The sequence below is a fragment of the Bacillus cabrialesii genome (assembly GCF_004124315.2).
Lineage (GTDB): Bacteria > Bacillota > Bacilli > Bacillales > Bacillaceae > Bacillus > Bacillus cabrialesii.
Window position 1 is genome coordinate 2589574 of record NZ_CP096889.1, and the last position, 19053, is coordinate 2608626.

Genomic DNA, 19053 nt, shown 5'->3' on the forward strand with positions numbered 1-19053 from the left:
TAGACTTGGGGGTGTTTTTTCTATGGGGACAAGAGTGAGTTATCCGGTTGAAGTGAAACAGAAGGCTGTAGAAATGAGATTGGCAGGCGTACCTATGAAAGAGATCATGCAGAAATTGAATATTAAGAATAAGACACAGGTTCAGACATGGGTTAGATGGCATAAGGCTGGTGATACACATCGATTCGAACAGCCTGTTGGAAAGCAATACACTTACGGAAAAGGTCCGGAGTATTCTTCCGAATTAGAGAAACTGCAGGCAGAGAATTGTTATCTAAGACAACAGAATGAAGTGTTAAAAAAGTACAACGAATTGGAAAGGAAGTTGATAGCGAAACGTCAGTCGAACTTGTAGAAGTATTGCGCAGCACAATGACCGTGCAGGATATCTGTATTCATTTAGGTATCTCTCGAGCGTCTTATTATCGTTGGAAGAAGAATCGGATGAAGGATCATCCCAAGCGACATTTGGAAAAACAAATCGGTACGTTGTGCCGAGAGCACAAGTATCGATATGGATATCGGAAAATCACAGCCATTTTAAAAAAGGGAATGCGTATCAACCATAAAACGGTTCAACGTATTATGCAGAAAAATCAGTGGCAGTGCCGGGTTAAGGTGAAAAAGCGTAAGAAGAATGGGCAGCCATATGCCGTAGTCGATAATATATTGGATCGGAACTTTCAGTCTGATCGCCCTCTTGAAAAACTAGTAACGGACATCACATATTTGCCTTATGGGCAGAAACAATTGTACCTTTCCAGTATATTAGATTTATACAATGGAGAAGTGATTGCTTATACGATTGGCGATAAGCAGGACACAGACTTTGTCTTAGACACACTTGAGCAGCTGCCAACATTGCCTGAGAACTGCGTGTTACATAGCGACCAAGGTTCTGTGTATACATCCTACGAGTATCAAAAAGCTGTTAACACAAAAGGCATTATCATGAGCATGTCCCGCAAAGGGACGCCCGCTGATAATGCCTCCATCGAATCGTTTCATTCCTTACTAAAGTCTGAAACGTTCTATCTTAACAGCATTGATCGAACTACGACCGCCATCGTAGAACGCACTGTCACAGAATACATTCATTATTATAACAATATTCGTATTCAAACGAAACTAAACAACCAATCACCGATAAACTATCGGCAATTGGCTGTTTAAAAGGTGTTTTGATCCCTGTCTCAAAAACGGGGGTCAGTCCCGAAAAGAGAGCCTTTTTTATTTCATTAACGCTTCAATTTTCTCTCTAGTCTTAGGTCCATAAATTCCATCAGCAGAAAGGCCATGCATTAACTGGAATCGTCTAACTGCATCTGCTGTTTTCGGACCATAAAAGCCGTCTATGCCGTTATTTTTCGCTCCTTTATCCGGGTAGAAATAAAGAGCCGCTAGAGCTTTCTGAATCTGAGTTACCTTTTCCCCTCTCATCATTGGGCTCTTCACTTTGAAAATACCGGGCGGGAGCTGGTAGGACGATTTTTTACTGTTTGAGCTTGTTGTTTTCTTTTTGGCTGTGCTTGTTTTACTTGTGCTTGTTTTCCCACCTAGCGCCTTCAATTCTTTTTCAATGGCAGCCTTAACCTCGTCCCATCTTCCCTCTGACAAAATACGGTGCGGGCAATACTTACCGTTCCAGTCTTGATGCTTACGGACACGATCAATGCCCCAGCCGCGTTCTTTAAGCAGCTGCGCCACAAACTTAATAGCAAGCTTTTCCGCTGCCTTATATCGCGCCCCTCCTGACTTACTATAACAAATTTCGACACCAATCGACTTACGATTCCCTGTACCGTTTGTTCCATCTCCTGTGTGCCAAGCGTTACGATTTGTTGGAATTCCTTGAATGACTTGTTTATCGTCTACTGCAAAGTGAAAACTCGTTGAGCTAGAGTTATTCTTCATGTAAGAAATCTCATTGGCTGCTGAAGCATCATTCGCAGTGTTGTGAATAGTGATATATTCAGCTTTCATTGGATTAGGACATTTCAATCCATACTTTGATTTAGAGACTAAATTCTTTACAACTTTAATGGCCATATATCCTCTCCCCCTCTGTCTGTGTAATAAAAAAAGCCACTGGCTTAGCCAGCAGCTTTGTCTGCGTTATCCTTACTCTGTTCTTTTTCGTTCTCAATTGTTTGTAATCGATCTGTTATTGTTGAAGGAATTTTAACACCGATCTGTGCTAAGTTTTCAGTTATTGACAAGCCTTCATTAGCAATATAAAAAAGAACGGTACCAAAAGTTAGGACACCGTTTAAATTGAGGACTGTATCAATAACGTTTGCTAAAATGACCGCAAAGAAATTGAGTAGTTTGCGGACATATCCAAACCATGCGCTCCGGCTTCGCAGCTTCTTGAATTTCCATGCCTTAATTACTCCTGTTAAAACGTCAATTATGCTAAGAACTAGAAGTAAATCAAGGTACTTCACCCCTCCAAATAAATATACTCTTGCTAAATCTAATGTTTCAAAATTGATAAACAAACTTGTCTCCTCCATTTCTAATCACCTCCTCCGAGGCAAATAAAAATAGGACAGCCGGATCTTATGAGACGGCCGTCCCTCTAACTGAAAAGTTTCCATTTGTTAAAGCTGTAAGCTCCATAACAATTTCTTTAAAACCGGTAATGTCAAAAGACCAGGCTTCAGATTTTCCTTTTGTGCTAGTGGCAAACGTTCCGTCATCCACTTTCTGCCCTCTAAGGGCTCTTTTTGTTCCCGATAAGGATTTACCCCAGAACTTCAATTCACTTGTCTCAGCCGTCCCATAAACCTCAATGAGTAACGTTTTGAATGATCCAACGGTGAATGGGTTACCCTCACCTATGGTTTCTGTTTTATCGTGAAAGACAATATCCATTGTTTTTGATTGAGTGTCTAATGAGCTAAAGTTCAGGCCTTCAGTCTGAACTTTTAAACGACCATCATCAGTTAAGCCGCTTTTATCTAACTCGACTGACAGCGGAGCAACTGCTGTAATAGGAACAGCTTGTTTAATATTTATATCCTCTTCACCTGCGCCCAATGACTGGTACAGTAAAAATTCAGATTGCTGTAGGTTACCATTTGCGTATCTGAAACGGAAATAGCGTTTAGTTAAATGAATCCATTCAGTCTCGCCTAGCGTATTTGCTTTAACGACCAATGAAGAGACTGTGGTCCATGAATTCATATCGTTACTTTCTTCAATGAATAAGGTGCCTTCACGATCAGAATAAGCATGACCTTTCACTTTTGAAATTAAAACCTGACCTAATCGATCTTGGCCATATTGCGTGTATGCTTCAGTCGCTTTTAAAACTGCGTTCGTTAGCAGCTCCGCATTACCTGAAATAGTAGCCACGGGTACTATAAAATCCTGGTTCCCTTCTCTGTACGGTTTAGCCGCTCCTGGCTTACCCGTTGCATCTGTTGGGAATTGAAAACTATATGATGCCATAGAAAATCCTCCTTGCTATAGTAGATCATTAGTGGTGAGCATGGGTTTACAACGGAACCACCCCCTTTAAGGCAAAATAAAAAAGCCCTAAATGGCTTCTCCTGTGATCTCTTTATACTGCTCAGCTGTAATGAGTTTTTTCTCTACCCCTTTTTGTAAATCCTCAGGCGAGCAATCTTTATAATGAATTGCCTGTTTCACCATTTCAAAAGAAGCCCAGTTATAATGCAAAGCCAGCACCCAATAATTCATGAATCTTTCCCTCCTTGTAGAGTAAGCAGTTGCAACTTTATTTTTGAGAGCTCGCTTCCCAAAGTTTGGTTTAATTCTTCAAGCTGTTTACGAGCTAGCTTCTCCTGAGATAACTCTTTCGCGAGTAGATCCACTTGAACTGGTGGTTCATATGCAGATGTATTCTGAAGCTCTTCCCACCAAGATTTTAACTCTGCTTCAGTTGGTATAGGTGCCCTAATACTCCACTCCGCTATATATGAGGGAGTTCCATCACCATTATTCTGGACAATAAAATCCTTTGTGGGATCAGCTGTTGGGTATTTAAAAAGGATAGCTTCGCCTATATTCATCGTTACCTCCTAAAATCTTGGATAATTTCTCCCGCCTAATTCCTGTATGTCAATAAAGTTAAACGATCCATCCTTATCGTCCACGCCCCTTTGATCATTTCCTACGTAATTACAATAACACCAGATTTCTAAGTAATCACCTTTGTTCATTGGGACAGTTGCATTACCATTTAAACCAAGGTACATTTCATTATCTCTATTTTCATAGTACCCTCGAATATGATGTAGAGTTTTGTATTTTTTTCCATTCAAATAAACTTTTAAATGAAGGTTAATATAAGAAGGAGAGTTTATCACATAAATTCCTGAACCAACTAAATACATCCCATCATTCGGTGCAATAAACCGGTTATTTTTAATGTCAAAAGCATTGTGACTGTCCTTGATTATTCTATTGAAGGCTATTTTAGTATGGTCAACTTTTTTTAAGTATTGAATACCTGTAGTTCCCACATTTGCATGGGCAAAACCCGATATTTTCTCCCATTTTGTCCAGCCTGAACCACTCCACCAGTGTCTAATCCAAACTCCTGTACTGTTGTAGTAAGTCCCAGACTCATTTCCTGTCCCATAAAAGTATTGCGTAAATCGGTAATTATTATATTTTTCATTTTTGACAATGCCATAACCCAAAGGATAGCCCGTATTATTGCCCTGACCAATGTCCATTAATGTCAGTCCTAACGGATATTCTTCCCCTCCTGTTCTTGCATCTTGAATAGCATTGTCTCCAGAAATTAATGTTAGATTGTTATTTTTGTAGTTGGTATCCACGTAATGTTTTGCATCCGATAAAGCCTTATCAGCTTTTTCCTGGGCTCCGACAGTTGTTTCTTTCGCATTCCAATTCTCCCGCTCTACTGGTGTTATGTGCCGTTGTAAATCATTATGATGCTCTTCAAATTCTTTTTTTGAAGCTTGCTGTACATTATCTACGTTCCCTAGCCCAATTTGCGCCTTTGTTGTATTGTGAGGGTTGTTCATGTCATTTTTATGTACAGCTAAATCTTTATGCGAATCTTGAATACCTTTCTCCCAACGGTTCACATCATCTTCATTAATCGGATCGTCCGGCAGCCAGTCTGTTTTTGCTTCATATGCCATTTATTACACCACCTCAAAAGTAAATCTAAAGTCCAGCGTTCTATTGTTACTTACATCTAAATCTGTAGTTCTTTCCGTAATCACGTTGTTCTGTTCATCAAGGACCTGAACACTTTCAATGTGTTTGATATCTTCTTCCCGATGGGTAAGCACTGTAACAACTGCGCCCTGAATGGTTATTTCCACAATCTTTGTTTCATTCCCATTCAGCAGCACTTTCGATATTCTACTTTTCAAATCTGCAGCTGTACGCTCTCTATAAACTTGCGTAATCATGGTAAAACCACCTCGTTATTATTGAGCGTGACGGAATAACCCACCATCAGCTCACTTACCTTTCGATATCGTCTGTTATTCAAAATGACAGTATCTTTTATCTGGAGCGGCTCATTTAAAGCAGCTCGCAAAGTATACGCCAAGTGAGCCGGTTTCATGTTCTCCAGTGTCTCTATGAGCTCGCTCATATGCTGCATATCATCTATATCAATATCAACATTAAAACGGTACTGTCCTTGAAGTAGCCTGACCTGAGCAGACGGATTTTTCAGGAACCGATTTAATGCCTGTTCAATAGCCTTATATGTTGCCGGCGGTATATTGGACATTTTAGAGATTATGCGCAATCGGCGGATCTCATCGGTGTCACCTGATTCCCGCGGTACGTTCAAAATCTTTTCCCATCGTTCAAGCCCCCAGGTTGCTGTAGTAACAAACAGCTGATCTGTCAGATCAAAGATGCTGTTATTTTGCTTCTCAAATTCCGGAGCTTCCGCTTTAAGAAGTTCAGCCATTTCCTTTAACTTGATAAGGAACGGCGGCAGGTAAGCAGCCATTTCATCGAGTTTGCTCAATGATGTTCACCTGCCCCAATTTAGGGATTTCGACGTCACTCAGAACCAAATTTTCGGCTACGCCATTGATTTTAATATCTGCGTAATCACTTACTGAAGGTGAATTGTAGACGATATTATTAATCTGCGATAAACGGATGACGTTATCTTCAAAAGCAATCTTTTTAAAAAGATTTAAAACACCTGATTCGATTTCTTGCTTTACCTGATCGATAGAGTTATTGATCTCGGGAAGTACCTCGGCTGAAATCTCAACCTCTTTCCATACCGCACTCTCCACTGTGACAAAGGCACCTATTGGCGCTTGTCCCTCACCTTGTCCGGGTTCAGGATCAATATAGTTTTTCACCTTTGATATTAAAATATCGGAAGCAGGTTCCAAGTTAGCATTGGTCACGACAATTTTGACTGTGCCGTCCCCGTTCCAAAGCGGAAAGACCTTTACCTTTCCTACTCCGTCTACTTCTTCAGCCCATTGTTTATAGTGAGCTTTATTGGCACTGACAGCTTCCCGACGCACGCGGGTAAAATATCTAGCTCTTAAACTGTCATCATCCTCTTCTTCTCTTCCAGGGATTAAAATCTCTTTCACAATCGCTTTTTGGAGTCCTGGTACGGTGTCTAATGACAATAGATTCTGGCCGGAAATATTTGCGTTCCCCGCTTCTCCGGCTGTTTCACATTCCAACGTCCCGTCAACTGTGTATTGAAAATAAAGATTATCAACATAAAAGCGAGAGCCTACAGGAATGGTCACACCTTCAGTAAACTCCGCTGCCCGGACTGCTTTTGTGGCAGCCGTTCGCTCGATGCCGGCTTCAGTAGCACGACGATCTAAGAATTCTCCTTGTGCTGTGTCCGAGAAGACAAGTTCCAGCACCGTATCGAGCCAAATGTAAGACTTGGCCAATTCTGCGGCTGCAGGAGCTAAGGCATTATAAATCACGCTGCCTTCCCTTGTATCAATGTCCGCTGAAATGCTGTTCAACATACGATCCATAATCACTTCAAAGGTTTGATCTTCAAACATCTTCGCCAAGCACCTCCTCGATCTCCAATGTTCCTTCGTCAGTTTCGACTGTAAAGGAGACACGGAACGATTCGCCTTGTTTATCTATTTCAAAATCTGTAACAGCAGAAATTCGGTCGTCATAGATCAGTGCTTCCTCTATCAGCCGAGGGATCTCCATTTTCTTATATGCGTCTGTTGTTTCGTTATCTGCCAGCACGTCTTGAAGCTCATTTCCAATGTCATGACTGTAAACAGAATATGCATATCGCTCAGTATGGAGAGACAGATATACAAACTGCTTAATCGCTTCAAGGCCTGTGATAATTTCATTTGTGATACAGCCATTTTCAAAATCTATTTTGTAGGTTTGCGAGGTCTCTATGACCTCGCTGTCATCCTCTATATCCTCAAACTCGATTTCCGGAGACAAAGCCATTCCAAACACCTCCTATATTTTGTCGAGAATAAAAAATGATTGCCCGCCTTTTAAGGAGACAATCATCACACGCTCACCTGTATTCAATGCTTCTTCTTCACCGGCCCGCAGCCGCTTTGGAACAATAATCAAATCGGCAGGTATTATTAATTTGTCACTTTCATTAAGCTTTATTTCAATAGGTGAAACGGAAACCACTTCAGCCGGCATAATATCCACTGGTGACTCAGAATCAACTGCACCGACAGCCAAATGTTTGATTGCTTCACTTAATCTCATGAGGAAACACCATCAGGGATAGAATTTTTCTCAACCACATCAATGGTCATCGTGTGTGTCGATCCTTTAAATTCGTGTTTATCTGTATCAATCCAGTATGTTTTCTTAACCCCGACTTCCGGAATTGAAATATAGACGGGCAAACCGCTCTGAAGATCTGGAATCCCAATTGCTTGAATACTTTTGAGTTCTTTTTTGACGCCTTTCTTCTGTGCCTGTTTAACTTTCGCACGCTGCTGAAGCTGTGCTTGGTTAATGTTATCTGATATTGTTTCAACATACTGAAGCACGCCGTATTTGCTGATACCCGTGTTGTCACTTACGGTAGCCGTATAAGTTTTATTGTCTTTCTGACGCCGCAGCTTTACTCTTGTGGCTGTGTCATTAATGGAAGTGCTGTATTGATAACCAGTAATGTTCACACCCGATTCTAGCACCCATACTTCTGACGGATCAGGCCAAGCGCGAAGGCCGAGCTTCCCCTTCGCCGAATATAATTGATAATTCCTTCCGGTTTGGCTCTTCGTTTGTTTCAAGGCTTTCAGAATCATGTCATAAAGGCTCGTATCATCTTTAAACACTAATGATTTAATGGTGTAACCTGTATTTGCAATGGATGTCGTTGGAATTTGAAAATCTCTTGCCAGGCGCTTAATAATCTCGTCTGCACGATTATTGGAGAACACATAAACATCTTTGTTCTTAACCAGATATTGCAGCATGTCATAAGCCGTAAAGGTCAGCCCATGTTCTTCCGGATTGCGAGAAAACACAATACCTCGAAACAGCTCTTTCCCTTTCCACTTAAACAGAACCGTATCCCCTTCTGATACGCTGTAATATGAATGGGTTCCTTGTTTCGTTATGATCTTTGCTGTGATCGATCGAGGTGCCTGATACCTTTGTCCCTCAAGAGAAACACTTTCAGTTACCAGCTCAAGCCACTCCGTTTCTTTAATGACGAAAAGTTCTATCATGTCATCACCTGCTTACTGCGGTATCTTTAATTTTTGACCAGGAAAGATCCAGTGCCCTGGCTGCCTGATATTCCGTTTGCTTCGTTTGATCATAGCCTTTTTATTGACGTTCCAGATCTTGCGCCATTTTGTGCTGTCTCCATAAAATTTGCCGGCAAGGTCCCACAGTGTATCGCCTTTCTTAACGGTGTACGTTTTAGGAGCTGATTTAGATGGCCGTTTCTTCTTCGTCTTTTTCTTCTGCTTGATCTTCCGCGGCGAAGCAGTTTTGTATTCCTTCAGCTTTATTTCATAATCACGATCACCTATATCTTTTTGGCCCTCGCTATAAGAAAAAACCTCGATACTGCAAGTTAAATTAATTTTCGTTCCAGTAATTAAGAATTGAACCGGCTTTTTAGATTTCACCCATTTCTCGATCTTTGCAATAGCATTTTCAGGAGAAGGAAATCCTTTATACTCAGCAAGCGGACTGTGTTTCTTTGGAAAAAAAGAAGAGAACGAAATTTCTTTCGCTCCCGGTTTATCAATAAAAGTGATCTCCCCAAAACTAGCCACTTTTACTGATTCATTTTGAATTGTGTTTGAAATATCAATTTGTTCAGGAAGGACAGGAAGCCGCAGCTTGTCCTTCCCTTGCGAAATCCAGAATTCATATATGGATTTAGTCAAAAGCAACGACTCCCTTCGTTCCAATGTTGATATCCTGTTCAAGCTCATCGACAAGGGCCTGCTTAATCTTAGCTACAAGGCTGTTCATGTCTTTGTCATTGTGAAAATGCTGATCGCCATTAAATTGAATAATAACCTCTTTACCTCCTGATGCTGTAACAGTTGTTTGCTGACTACCTGTTGTAGCTGCTGTTACCTGACCGGAAGATAATTCAGTTTGACCTTTTTGAGATGGGTCTGTGACTTCCATTCCGAGTGCCTTAGCTGCTTGGGCTAATAAATAACGTCCACGGATGCCTCGCTCCTCCGGAATGATCCATTCCCTTTTGTTTCCTTCACCGACACGTGCAATCTGTTCTTTGGTAATAAGTCCGCCGTTAGCGTAGCCAACATATGGACCTCCGTGTCTCATGCTTCTAATGCCTGGTACATTATTAATTGATCCATATCTGCTTTTGATATAGCCAATCGCAGCAGCAGCGTTGTGAATCGGGTTAAGAATGTTATTCATGCCCGGCAATTTGTGTGCGTTGAAGGTACTTGGGATTGTTTGCATGAGTCCCTGAGATGGATGCCCTGCTTTCGCATTACTATCCCATAAGTTAATTGCCTTTGGATTACCGCCTGACTCATGCTGAGCAATTGTCATCAGCCCTGGGAGCCAGCTCATTGGTGTCTTTGTTGCCATGATAGCTGCCATAAGCCATTGCTTCACATTTCCGCTAACTGCTCCCATTCCGGAATAAGCAGCAGCCAGTGAACCTGCTTGTTTTTCAGCAAACTTTTTCACATCCACAGAATCCAGACCTTTTACAATACCAATAGAGGCAAAACGACCGAGACTCATCATGACACGGGAAGGTGAATGAATATCCAGCTCTTCACGAAATGCCTTCTCAACTTTTTTCGCCAGTTCCTTGGCAGTCTCATGGACTTCACTTGCCTTAGAAGTCATGCCTGAAACAAAATTACCGATCATACCGCTTCCCCATCCGTTTGATGATTCTTTAGAGCGGATAAACGGCTTGTTAATATGAGTGCTGACATATTGATCAGTACCAGTTTGAGTACTATTTTGTCCTGAAGCAAAACCTTTGACCGTTCCACTTCCCCATGAAGAGGATTTATTTACGGTGTTCTGGAATGGTGTTTTAACCTTCTTCTGCAAGAAGCCATCTGTACCAGTTAAAGTACTGTTCTGACCTTTAGCATAGCCATTAACCACTTGCTTTCCATAATTCGGAGAATAAGAGATTAAATTGTTCATTGGCTGGCCAACGTTTTTCTGTTTCCAAGCGTCAATAGAAACAACATGATCTCCAATTCCTTGATTAAAGCCTTTAGTGAACTGTTGACCAAATGAAGTCGCTTGTTCATCCAGACTGGATGTGTCAATGATAGGAGATACAGAAGCAGTCACCGCCGCTCTACTGATTAGCGGGGAAGTTGCTGGTTCACCTCCTGCAGATGAAGCAGACGCTATATCATCAACCACACTCATCCCTAATTTCGAAGCAGCTTGAGAAAGGAGCATTTTGCCGCGACCTTTATTATTCTCAACAGGGATAACGAATTCTTTACCAGCTTCACCAATCCAAGATATTGTTGGCTTCGTAATGTAACCACCAGTAGCATGTTTCTTTGGCTTTTCTTTTCCCGAACCAAATAAATAATTTACGCCACTCTTCACATATCCCCACGCTTTACCAGCAGTTTTTTTTGCACTTGAAGCTACTTTACCACCAACTTCTTTTACCCCGCCTAAAATACTGCTTCCCAATTCCTTTACACTCTGCCACTTTTCAGACCACCACTTCTTACTAAAAAGGGTTTCTGAGATGGAACTCTTAACACTTTTCCATATTGATTTAGCATTGTCCCATTTATTTTTTGACCAGCTCTTTACACTTTCCCATTTTCCTGACCACCATTTCTCGCTAAATAAAGTGGATTTCAGGTTTCCTTTAACAGATTGCCAAACAGAAGACGCGCTGTCCCATTTACTTTGAGCCCAACCTTTTACGCCTTCCCACTTTCCTGACCACCACTTCTCACTAAATAAAGTGGATTTTATTTTTCCCTTTACGGACTCCCAAACAGATGATGCACTATTCCATTTGTCTTGTGCCCAGCTTTTAACACCAGACCACTTCTCAGACCACCATTCACTATTAAATAAAGTAGACTTCACCTTTTCTTTTACATGAGACCATGTATCACTTAACCCATTGAGAGAAGTCTTCGCATTACTCTTAATGCCGGACCATTTTTCAGACCACCATTTTTGATCAAATAATGTACTGTTTAGTTTCTTCTTTACTTCTGAACCATCAAACGCTTTACCTAAACTTGAACCACCCATGGTGCCTGCTATACCACCAACTATTCCACCAATGGCTGTTCCCACTCCTGGAATAACACTGCCAATAGCTGCTCCTGTAGCCGCCCAGCAAGGCCACCGCCAGCTGATCCAATCCTTTCACCAACATTGTCTTTATTCATCCCAATTAAATCTGTTGCCGCTAACGCTGTTCCTAATACAGGGACTCCCTTTGCAAACTTGCCAACACTTTTCAGAGGACTTAAGACTTTTCCGAACTTCGATGTACCGCCTGCAGCTCTACCAGCTGAGTATAGCTCTGATCTCGTAGTGGTTATTGCTGGTCTTGATCCTCTGGTTGGATTAGTACTTACAGTTCTACTGGAACGCCTTCTCTCCAATTGTCCAGATGACACAGTAATTGATCTGTCAGAAGGGTTCATTCGGTTTGGATTACTGCGTTGACCTAAAACTCTTTTCCCTCGTCTTCTACGAATGCGATCATTTTTACCTCCATCACTACAACAGCAACATGTTAAGCTGCCGCTACGAGGTAAACTCGTTGGACTTGTGGCAGTTTTGGATTCTCTGCTTCTTGTGCTGGGATTACGATTACTGTTTCTGTACCTCCTTTCACTTCGCGTATTAGCAGTAGCTTCAGGAGTACGTTTTGGAATTAGCTTTCGGATTACGCCTGCTGCATCACTTCCGACAGTACCTATGCCTTTTAACAACGGACGTAGTATTTTCAAATAACCAATCAACCCAATTAAAGGAGGGATCACAACTTTAATCGCTGTTTTCAAATCATCCCAATGGTTGACGCTCCACTCAATGGCGACGTTTAACTTATCACCTATCTCCTCACCAAGATCGGCAATATCTTTTTTGATCTCTTTAAGTTTTTCCTGACCTTCTTTACTGTTAATGAACGAGCTGATTTTATCAAAGGCTGGCCCTAATCCAGTTAGCAGAGAAGTTCCCATATCCTTAGATATGCTTTCAAAATCTCTCATGGCATCATTAACCGGTGTCATCGGGTTATTATCCCGAAGTTTCGTAAAGCTTCGTTCCAATTCACCGCTTGTTTTGGCACTTGTACCAATACCTTCAGCCATATCCAAGATCGGCTGTTTAAGATCTTCGTACTGTGTTCCAATAAGCTCAGTCGCAATAGCAGCCCGCTTTGTTTTATCTTTCACTTTAGAAAGGGCTTTTGCCACCCTAAATAAACTTTCCTCTCCGCTTATTGAACCATCTTTGAAGCCCTTGAACATTTTCTTAGTTTCCTTGTCTCCGAACAGCGTTTTAAATGCATCCACTTGGCTATCAGACATTTCGGTTCGGCGGATGTTAAACTCACGCATACTATCGGCTAGGTTATCGAAGTTTCTGGCTCCACCCTTTGTTCCTTTTATCATAGCGTTTGCAATTTGCCCGTCTGTGAGTTTCAAGTCTTTAAAAGTGGAACTGTATTCATTCATTGTGTCCAATAAATCATCAGCCTGGTCACCTGCATTCCGATAAACATAAGCAATTAAGTCTCCGCTTTGTTTCCCGGACAATTTCAAGTTGTTATACATTGAACTGAAAGCACGATCTACCTCAGCCTGATCAGCATTCATAAGCTGGGCAATCTTACTTGACGACTCAGTCAATTCAGCAAGAGCTTTTTTAGACGCCCCTGTCTGTTGCGATAAGTTTCTTAGAGATAAACTGACTTCTTCCCGAGAACTGCCAGCTTTATTGTTGAAATAGATCTGATCCGTCATTCTTGCAACATCTTTCTTATTAACGTTTGAAGTTGCTGACACATAAGCATCCTGAGACATTGTGCTTTTACCAGAGCCCATAACTGATCCTGCAGAAAAACCACCTGCCACTGCCAGAGTAATGGTAGCATCCTTCAAGCTGTCTATTTTCTCTTCAATTGCATCCAGAGCTGCTGAAGCTCTATCCTTAATAGAAACAGTTGGCTCTGCATGTTCGCTATCTACATCAGACACATGACGACGGGTCTGATCTAATTGGTTTGAAGCATGATCACGAACCGAAACAGTTGGCTCCGCGTGCGAGCGATTCAAATCAGAGAGACCTCCACGGATTAAACGAAAACGTGGTGTAGCTTGATCATTTACGGAAACCGTCACCTCATGCCTGCCCTCGGTAAGATCCTCAGCTTGCTGACGTATAGAATGTAAGCCATTCGAAACTCGATCATCTAAATCCACTTCAAGCGATCGAGCCCGAGCCGTCAAACGGTTGGCTGATCGGTCAATTCGCTGCATAACTCTCTCAGTCCGATCTTCAGCCTCAAAAATGAGAGGACCATTAGCAGCCCTCTTAAGTCTTTCAGCATTGCCTTGTATCATTCGAAGCTTGCGGGAAATCTTATCATGTAATTCAAACGTCGCTGTTAGTTTAGCCATAGTTAATTACCTCCCTTCTTCGCTTCTTTTTCTAACAGCTCAAGCTTATAACTGATTAACCCATATAAGAGCGCCTTGAATTCTTTCGGAGCCTCATATAGTTCTCTTAATTCTGACGGGGCGTATTTGAGCTCATGCATAGCATAGTAAAGATATACAGTCTCTTTGTCCCCGTCTTTTACTAGTTTTTTGCCGCTTCTTCAAGGTCTTCGAGATTATCATCAAATCCATTGATTTCAATTGCTTTGTTTAGCCAATTTGTATATTCACCGCCGACAGAAAGAACACGTTTGGCGACTTCCACTGGATCTTCTGTTTTGTACGCTTCACGTAGTTCCTTAGCTTTAAAGTTCGGGTAAACAGTCGTTTCAACCGCAATACGAGCATAAAAGCGTTGGCTGTCCAAGTCCTTCACACGGCCACGGCCTTTTACATTCTTGTAAGTCGTATTCTCTTTCTCCAGCTCGTCAATTCGTTCAGTCGTAATGGCTTTGAAAATGAATGGAACAACATTGCCTTCTTTGTCTACAAATCGTTTAGAAATCGGCACTTTTACTTCTTCAGCTTCGATTGTTTGTCCTGGCATAAAGAATGAAAGATCGTATACTTTTTCGTTTTGTTTTTCGCTCATGTTTATCAAGCTCCTCTGAAATTAGAATCAATTTTAGGCCAACAAAAAAAGACAACCACAAAAATGGTTGTCTAGTGTATAATTATTCCTGTACATTTGCACGGCTAACTCAAAGGTGGTCTGCTGGCTAAATCCCCTGAAAGGGGGTGACGCCTATGTCGACATTTCAAGCACTTAGTTTAATGCTTGGAACGGGAATGTTTATTCTCGCCTTGTTGACGTATATAGACAAAAAGAAATAGACCACCCTTTGAGGCCTGAGAAACTTCTAGGGTAGGTCCATACGTACCTTCATAGCCAGCGCTCCAATGAGGAGCCAGCATTTGTACAGGCCGGGGTGTTGCCGCACTCCGGTATTTTTTTATTTTATGCATTTCTTTTGAAAGAAATACATGTTTCTATTTGAAACTTGTTCAGTTGGATTACTTCTAAAGTAATCTTACCACATTTTTTCGTGAATATCTCGTGAGAGTTCACGATTTTTCGTGAATATCTTCGTTAAAGTTCGGCGATTTTTCGTGAATATCTCGTGATGGTTTCACGATTTTTCGTGAAAGTGATTAGAATGTGGATTTTAACTGCTCAGGAACATCAAAGTCCTCAAAGGTAAACGGTACCTCTTCCTCTAATGCTTCTGAGTCCACATCAAGCCCAGCGATTTTCGCAGAATCAAAGTTCACATCGTACAAGGTGACTCGTTCAATGCCACGACCTGAAGAGGCGTCATCCAGAACAGCTTGTAAGGTGAAGTAAGGATCGCTCCCCTTTTTCACATAGTCCATCATAATTAGAACAAATTGAGAAGTCACTTTATAAAAAGTGGCCGTTCCCGTTCCATTTGCTCCAGTCGTTTTGTGCCCCGTCATCCGACGGCCCATGATATTGACCTCCGATTTATTTTTCTCCACATTGGCCTCAAATGTTTTAATATGGGCCATTTCTTCTCCATCAAGAAACAGCCTACCCTCTTTACCGGAAATGGTGTTTTGCGCTTTTAATGCCATTTCTTATTTCACCTCAACATTAAAGTAGAATTTTTCAGCTGCATCCACCGGTTGAACTGCAAGATCAATCAGGAAGCCGTCACGATCATTATTCAGAGCAATTGTAATGTCATTCTCTGAATCAAAATTAGTAATGCCCCCGTTATCTTGAAGAACACTCAAGTATTGAGTAATCAGCGTTTTTACAAACTGCAGTCCGTCATTTGTAGCGGGAACATCACTGCCACTCGCTTTTCGAGATTTGATCAATGCTTTCAATTGAGATGTCAGGTCATTATTGATTGCATCAAGTACACGGACAATTTTGTTTTTCTGGAACATCTTATTTTTCTCTGCTGTTAGGCTTGTGAGTGAATTAATGTCCTTTTCAACCGATACTGATTTATCACGAGAATCATAAGTAAACAAGAATTCCCCATTTGACAATCGTTCAACGATTTCGTCGTTGTCAATTCGGTTAAGGACATCTACAGCTCCCTCGTATTCTACAAATGTTAGTGATTGATTAAATGTAGCCCCCGCACTTGCGCCTGCAACCCAAGCAGTAGCTTTTTCAGGAGGGATCTCCGTTCCATCTTCAAGTAGGACGCCACCAGTTACATTGATAATACCCTCATGGTCTCCCTTGTAATTTGAAAGAACACCTTGAACTTTTTGCCCTTGGTTGTCTCTCAGCCGTTTGATGAATGCGACAAACGTCGCTTTCAATTGCTCGTTATCCTCAACAGGCAGCGCGATTGTGTCAAAGTATTCTGTTTCAGCAGCTTCCAAGAAAGCTGTATAATCGGCATTTGTCGGTGTTTTGTCTGTTCCGCCTGACAAGCGGATTCCGGAAGTTGCAGGAAGAGCACCACTTACGTCTTCAGGGGCCGTACCGGTTAACGGAATAGTGACTGTTAAATCCCCTTTCCCTGTAAACGTGACATAGTTATTTGGTTTAAGCTCTTCAGCTTTAGAAACTGTTTGTTTATCAACTTCTGACTGATCAAGGTAGGTAGTGACATCAACTTTCGAAGAGTCAATAACGTTTTCTGTAATACTGATAATGATGTCATTTCCTTTAGTGCCGCCATAAAGAGCAGTAGCTTTTACACCTTCACTAATGTCCGCTGAAGCACGAAGACCTTCCGTAAGGCGATAAAGCAAGACTGTACTTGCCTTTTTCATTGCCTCACGTAAAAGCAAAAGAGACGGATCATCGATGTTAAGCCCCACTTTTTTATTCAAGTCCTCGATGGAAGAGATAGAAATGAACTTCTTAACCTCACCCCAGCTGGATGCTATTGGCATCGCAACTGTTCCACGTTCTCCGGCAGAAACACGATTCTCCGCGGTCGTTTTGAAATTAAAGTAAATACCGGCACGCTCTTTTTCCTTGCCGGGTGTGAATGTTCCGCCGTTCATCTATTTGACCTCCTTTTGAAGAAACTGAGAAATCAACTTCCTCGCTTCCGATTTTGTAATACTCATTTTATGAACATGAAAAAGAGCACCGTCAAACACCTCGGGTCTTACCCCAAAGAGCTCTCGACTGTGCTCTCGCAAATCCTTAATATAAAAAGCATTTTCTGCTTTCTCTTTTTTAGTGGCCATCATTTCACCCCACTTTTAAATTTAAAACCATCTATTGAACGCTGTTCTTCCCGCTCATACCAATAGCGGCTCGTCCAGTTTAAGACAATGGTCGCGTAATTATCTGATACCCGCGTTTCTATTCGAGATAGGCGAATAAAATCCCCCGTATCCTCGCCAGATTCTTGTATAAGCGGAATCATGCCCCTTTTGCTTCTAAGTGTATCCGCAATCCTTTCTGCTTCGTTATGAGCCTTCTGTGCGTTTTCGTGAAAGAGTTTTACGTTTAAAATATAGGCTTTCTGAAACGTGGATACGGTGTCTACCCCATCGACCGTGGAAGCCGGTGGAAAGTAAAGAGACGGAACAGCAAAGTCCTGCGGTATTTCTTCTTCATACACTTGAACAGGATACAGTTTGTATAGATAGCCCATAATTGAACCTACTTCTTGATCCATGGCAACACCGCCTTAAAATTCTTCATCGATCCATTGTTGCAGCTTCCGCTCAAGGCTTCTCTCAAACATCAACTGAAATATAGCCATGGCGTTATCCCAAAAGCCAGAACCGTCGACCCATTGGAACTTTAGTAGCATGCCGGAATTTCTTTCGGCTGGGTCATACTCGAAACGGTCGCCTTTCCAACGCCCTGGAACCCATCGTCTATCCTGATTTTTAGACGGATCGATCGTAAAGTGCCCATCATTCACGTATGAGGCGTATTCCAGATTTGTTCCAATATCCAACTTTAAGTTACCTTTTGTCATTGAAAAGATATTATCCTGGTCACCTCGTTGAAAAGAGTTAAGCAAGCGGCGTGTGTCTACCGTCTTCGTCCTGATAATTTCATCTTGGATAATGTCTAGGAACTCAAAACCCATAACTTCAAGCCACTCCTCGTATTTCCCTTTCAATCCTCCACGAGAAGCACGGTTTAATGATTGAATGAACTGATCAAGACCTTTGATCTTCACAGATATTCAACCTCCCGTACTGCCGTAACTTCCCAATGATGATTCCTGACTTTGCGGGGCTTCTGTAATTTATAAGCAGTCCCATCCCAAACTGCCCTGTCATTTACTCGAATATCAACAGTAGCAGGGAAATGCACAAGGAAAGATTGATAAATAGCTACATTCGGTTCCTGTTGGATAGTGGACTGACTCTTTTCTGTAAAATAACACGGCTGATTTTCTATGTCCGGCTCGTCAGGGTACGAAAATACCGGTTGAACATCTTCAACCGGCACCCCGAATTTTTGCTGTCTATTTTCTTTTTTCTCCTGCAGATGGTAAATATCACATCTGTGAGTCAATAAGGATTGATAACTCATATTGATCTCATCCGCACTTTGGCTTCAATCCCTTCTAAATCAGAGTCAGCCGGTTTCACATAATCTTTTATTAATGCATACACATCAGGTTTTTGAAGAGAACTGCCATCCCCTAGAGTATAAGAATAGTCACCAATTTTTTCAGTTGTATATCCTTTAATAATTGACTCGTCGCCATTTATAAGAGCATAAAACTGAGATAACTTTAATAGAGCCAGTCGAACCGTTTCAGGCAAAGGAATATACTCTGCATCTGAAAAATCATGTCCAACTTTAAGAATGATATCGGCAGTTGCCTCAAGTATATCCTGTTTTAACAACTCGTCAGGCCTGGTCTTTACAGACTCAAAAACTGAATAACTCTTTAATTCATCGGGAGTGATTAACAGCATA

24 protein-coding genes and 1 pseudogene are annotated in these 19053 nt (G+C 41.6%); 2 read left to right on the top strand and 23 right to left on the bottom strand.

Features of this window, described 5'->3' with window-relative positions; translation table 11 throughout:
- The first annotated feature begins 22 nt into the window (after positions 1-22).
- A protein-coding gene (locus tag EFK13_RS13190) for an IS3 family transposase (protein WP_129507417.1) occupies positions 23-1173 on the top strand; the annotation gives its coding sequence in 2 pieces (ribosomal slippage) (positions 23-296 and positions 296-1173; 1152 coding nt in all).
- 57 nt (positions 1174-1230) lie between these two features.
- Here EFK13_RS13190 and EFK13_RS13195 read toward each other — a convergent pair.
- The 16 genes and pseudogenes from EFK13_RS13195 to EFK13_RS13270 all read right to left on the bottom strand — a co-directional run bounded on the left by EFK13_RS13195 (position 1231) and on the right by EFK13_RS13270 (position 14751).
- Positions 1231-2049 (bottom strand): peptidoglycan recognition protein family protein, encoded by an 819-nt coding sequence (locus EFK13_RS13195; RefSeq protein ID WP_129508177.1) that lies wholly within the window; start codon positions 2047-2049, stop codon positions 1231-1233.
- Between the two features lie 44 nt (positions 2050-2093).
- Entirely contained in the window at positions 2094-2516 is a 423-nt protein-coding gene (locus EFK13_RS13200; RefSeq protein ID WP_032725170.1) for a phage holin family protein, read from the bottom strand.
- Positions 2517-2562: 46 nt separating this feature from the next.
- A complete protein-coding gene (xepA, locus tag EFK13_RS13205; protein WP_129508176.1) occupies positions 2563-3456 on the bottom strand; it encodes a phage-like element PBSX protein XepA in 894 nt (297 codons plus the stop codon).
- A gap of 87 nt (positions 3457-3543) precedes the next feature.
- Positions 3544-3708, bottom strand: a complete 165-nt coding sequence (locus EFK13_RS13210; RefSeq protein ID WP_103750555.1) for an XkdX family protein — start codon at positions 3706-3708, stop codon at positions 3544-3546.
- Positions 3705-4040 carry an XkdW family protein gene (locus tag EFK13_RS13215; RefSeq protein ID WP_129508175.1) on the bottom strand — a complete coding sequence of 112 codons (336 nt, stop codon included), beginning with the start codon at positions 4038-4040 and terminating at the stop codon, positions 3705-3707. The genes EFK13_RS13210 and EFK13_RS13215 overlap by 4 nt, the downstream gene beginning before the upstream one ends.
- A 9-nt stretch (positions 4041-4049) precedes the next feature.
- The gene (locus EFK13_RS13220; protein ID WP_088679315.1) at positions 4050-5144 is read right to left on the bottom strand and encodes a hypothetical protein; all 1095 of its coding nucleotides are present in this window, start codon (positions 5142-5144) and stop codon (positions 4050-4052) included.
- A gap of 3 nt (positions 5145-5147) precedes the next feature.
- Positions 5148-5420, bottom strand: coding sequence for a hypothetical protein (locus EFK13_RS13225; RefSeq protein WP_010330114.1), 273 nt, complete (start codon positions 5418-5420; stop codon positions 5148-5150).
- The gene (locus EFK13_RS13230; protein WP_129508174.1) at positions 5417-5995 is read right to left on the bottom strand and encodes a YmfQ family protein; all 579 of its coding nucleotides are present in this window, start codon (positions 5993-5995) and stop codon (positions 5417-5419) included. The genes EFK13_RS13225 and EFK13_RS13230 overlap by 4 nt, the downstream gene beginning before the upstream one ends.
- On the bottom strand, positions 5979-7025 hold the full coding sequence (locus tag EFK13_RS13235) for a baseplate J/gp47 family protein (protein WP_088679317.1): 1047 nt from the start codon (positions 7023-7025) through the stop codon (positions 5979-5981). The genes EFK13_RS13230 and EFK13_RS13235 overlap by 17 nt, the downstream gene beginning before the upstream one ends.
- Complete coding sequence (locus EFK13_RS13240) at positions 7018-7443, bottom strand: DUF2634 domain-containing protein (protein ID WP_017697465.1); 426 nt, start codon at positions 7441-7443, stop codon at positions 7018-7020. The genes EFK13_RS13235 and EFK13_RS13240 overlap by 8 nt, the downstream gene beginning before the upstream one ends.
- Before the next feature lie 12 nt (positions 7444-7455).
- Entirely contained in the window at positions 7456-7722 is a 267-nt protein-coding gene (locus EFK13_RS13245) for a DUF2577 family protein (RefSeq protein WP_024122153.1), read from the bottom strand.
- On the bottom strand, positions 7719-8699 hold the full coding sequence (locus EFK13_RS13250) for an XkdQ/YqbQ family protein (protein ID WP_088679318.1): 981 nt from the start codon (positions 8697-8699) through the stop codon (positions 7719-7721). Before EFK13_RS13250 ends, EFK13_RS13245 begins: the two co-directional genes overlap by 4 nt.
- A 12-nt stretch (positions 8700-8711) precedes the next feature.
- Positions 8712-9371, bottom strand: a complete 660-nt coding sequence (locus tag EFK13_RS13255; RefSeq protein ID WP_021480096.1) for a LysM peptidoglycan-binding domain-containing protein — start codon at positions 9369-9371, stop codon at positions 8712-8714.
- Positions 9364-14120, bottom strand: a pseudogene (locus EFK13_RS13260) (transglycosylase SLT domain-containing protein). Before EFK13_RS13260 ends, EFK13_RS13255 begins: the two are co-directional and overlap by 8 nt.
- 2 nt (positions 14121-14122) lie before the next feature.
- The gene (locus tag EFK13_RS13265) at positions 14123-14260 is read right to left on the bottom strand and encodes a hypothetical protein (RefSeq protein ID WP_129508173.1); all 138 of its coding nucleotides are present in this window, start codon (positions 14258-14260) and stop codon (positions 14123-14125) included.
- A 41-nt stretch (positions 14261-14301) separates the two neighbouring features.
- Positions 14302-14751: a phage tail assembly chaperone gene (locus EFK13_RS13270; RefSeq protein ID WP_129508172.1), complete on the bottom strand. Its 450-nt coding sequence runs from the start codon at positions 14749-14751 to the stop codon at positions 14302-14304.
- A gap of 155 nt (positions 14752-14906) precedes the next feature.
- Between EFK13_RS13270 and EFK13_RS21255 the strand changes: the two genes are divergently transcribed.
- A complete protein-coding gene (locus EFK13_RS21255) occupies positions 14907-14993 on the top strand; it encodes a putative holin-like toxin (protein ID WP_106610765.1) in 87 nt (28 codons plus the stop codon).
- Positions 14994-15311: 318 nt separating this feature from the next.
- On the opposite strand, the gene EFK13_RS13275 is transcribed toward EFK13_RS21255, so the two are convergent.
- From EFK13_RS13275 to yqbG, 7 genes are read right to left on the bottom strand one after another with little or no spacing between them, the layout of a single operon-like run.
- On the bottom strand, positions 15312-15755 hold the full coding sequence (locus EFK13_RS13275; protein ID WP_129508171.1) for a phage tail tube protein: 444 nt from the start codon (positions 15753-15755) through the stop codon (positions 15312-15314).
- Positions 15756-15758: 3 nt separating this feature from the next.
- Positions 15759-17159: a phage tail sheath family protein gene (locus EFK13_RS13280; RefSeq protein ID WP_129508170.1), complete on the bottom strand. Its 1401-nt coding sequence runs from the start codon at positions 17157-17159 to the stop codon at positions 15759-15761.
- Positions 17160-17351, bottom strand: a complete 192-nt coding sequence (locus EFK13_RS13285; RefSeq protein ID WP_129508169.1) for a YqzN/YkzM domain-containing protein — start codon at positions 17349-17351, stop codon at positions 17160-17162.
- The gene (locus EFK13_RS13290; protein WP_129508168.1) at positions 17348-17785 is read right to left on the bottom strand and encodes a phage tail terminator family protein; all 438 of its coding nucleotides are present in this window, start codon (positions 17783-17785) and stop codon (positions 17348-17350) included. The genes EFK13_RS13285 and EFK13_RS13290 overlap by 4 nt, the downstream gene beginning before the upstream one ends.
- Before the next feature lie 12 nt (positions 17786-17797).
- Complete coding sequence (locus EFK13_RS13295) at positions 17798-18301, bottom strand: HK97 gp10 family phage protein (protein ID WP_129508167.1); 504 nt, start codon at positions 18299-18301, stop codon at positions 17798-17800.
- A complete protein-coding gene (locus tag EFK13_RS13300) occupies positions 18298-18660 on the bottom strand; it encodes a YqbH/XkdH family protein (protein WP_129508166.1) in 363 nt (120 codons plus the stop codon). Before EFK13_RS13300 ends, EFK13_RS13295 begins: the two co-directional genes overlap by 4 nt.
- On the bottom strand, positions 18657-19052 hold the full coding sequence (yqbG, locus tag EFK13_RS13305) for a protein YqbG (protein WP_129508165.1): 396 nt from the start codon (positions 19050-19052) through the stop codon (positions 18657-18659). Before yqbG ends, EFK13_RS13300 begins: the two co-directional genes overlap by 4 nt.
- Position 19053: the final 1 nt, after the last annotated feature.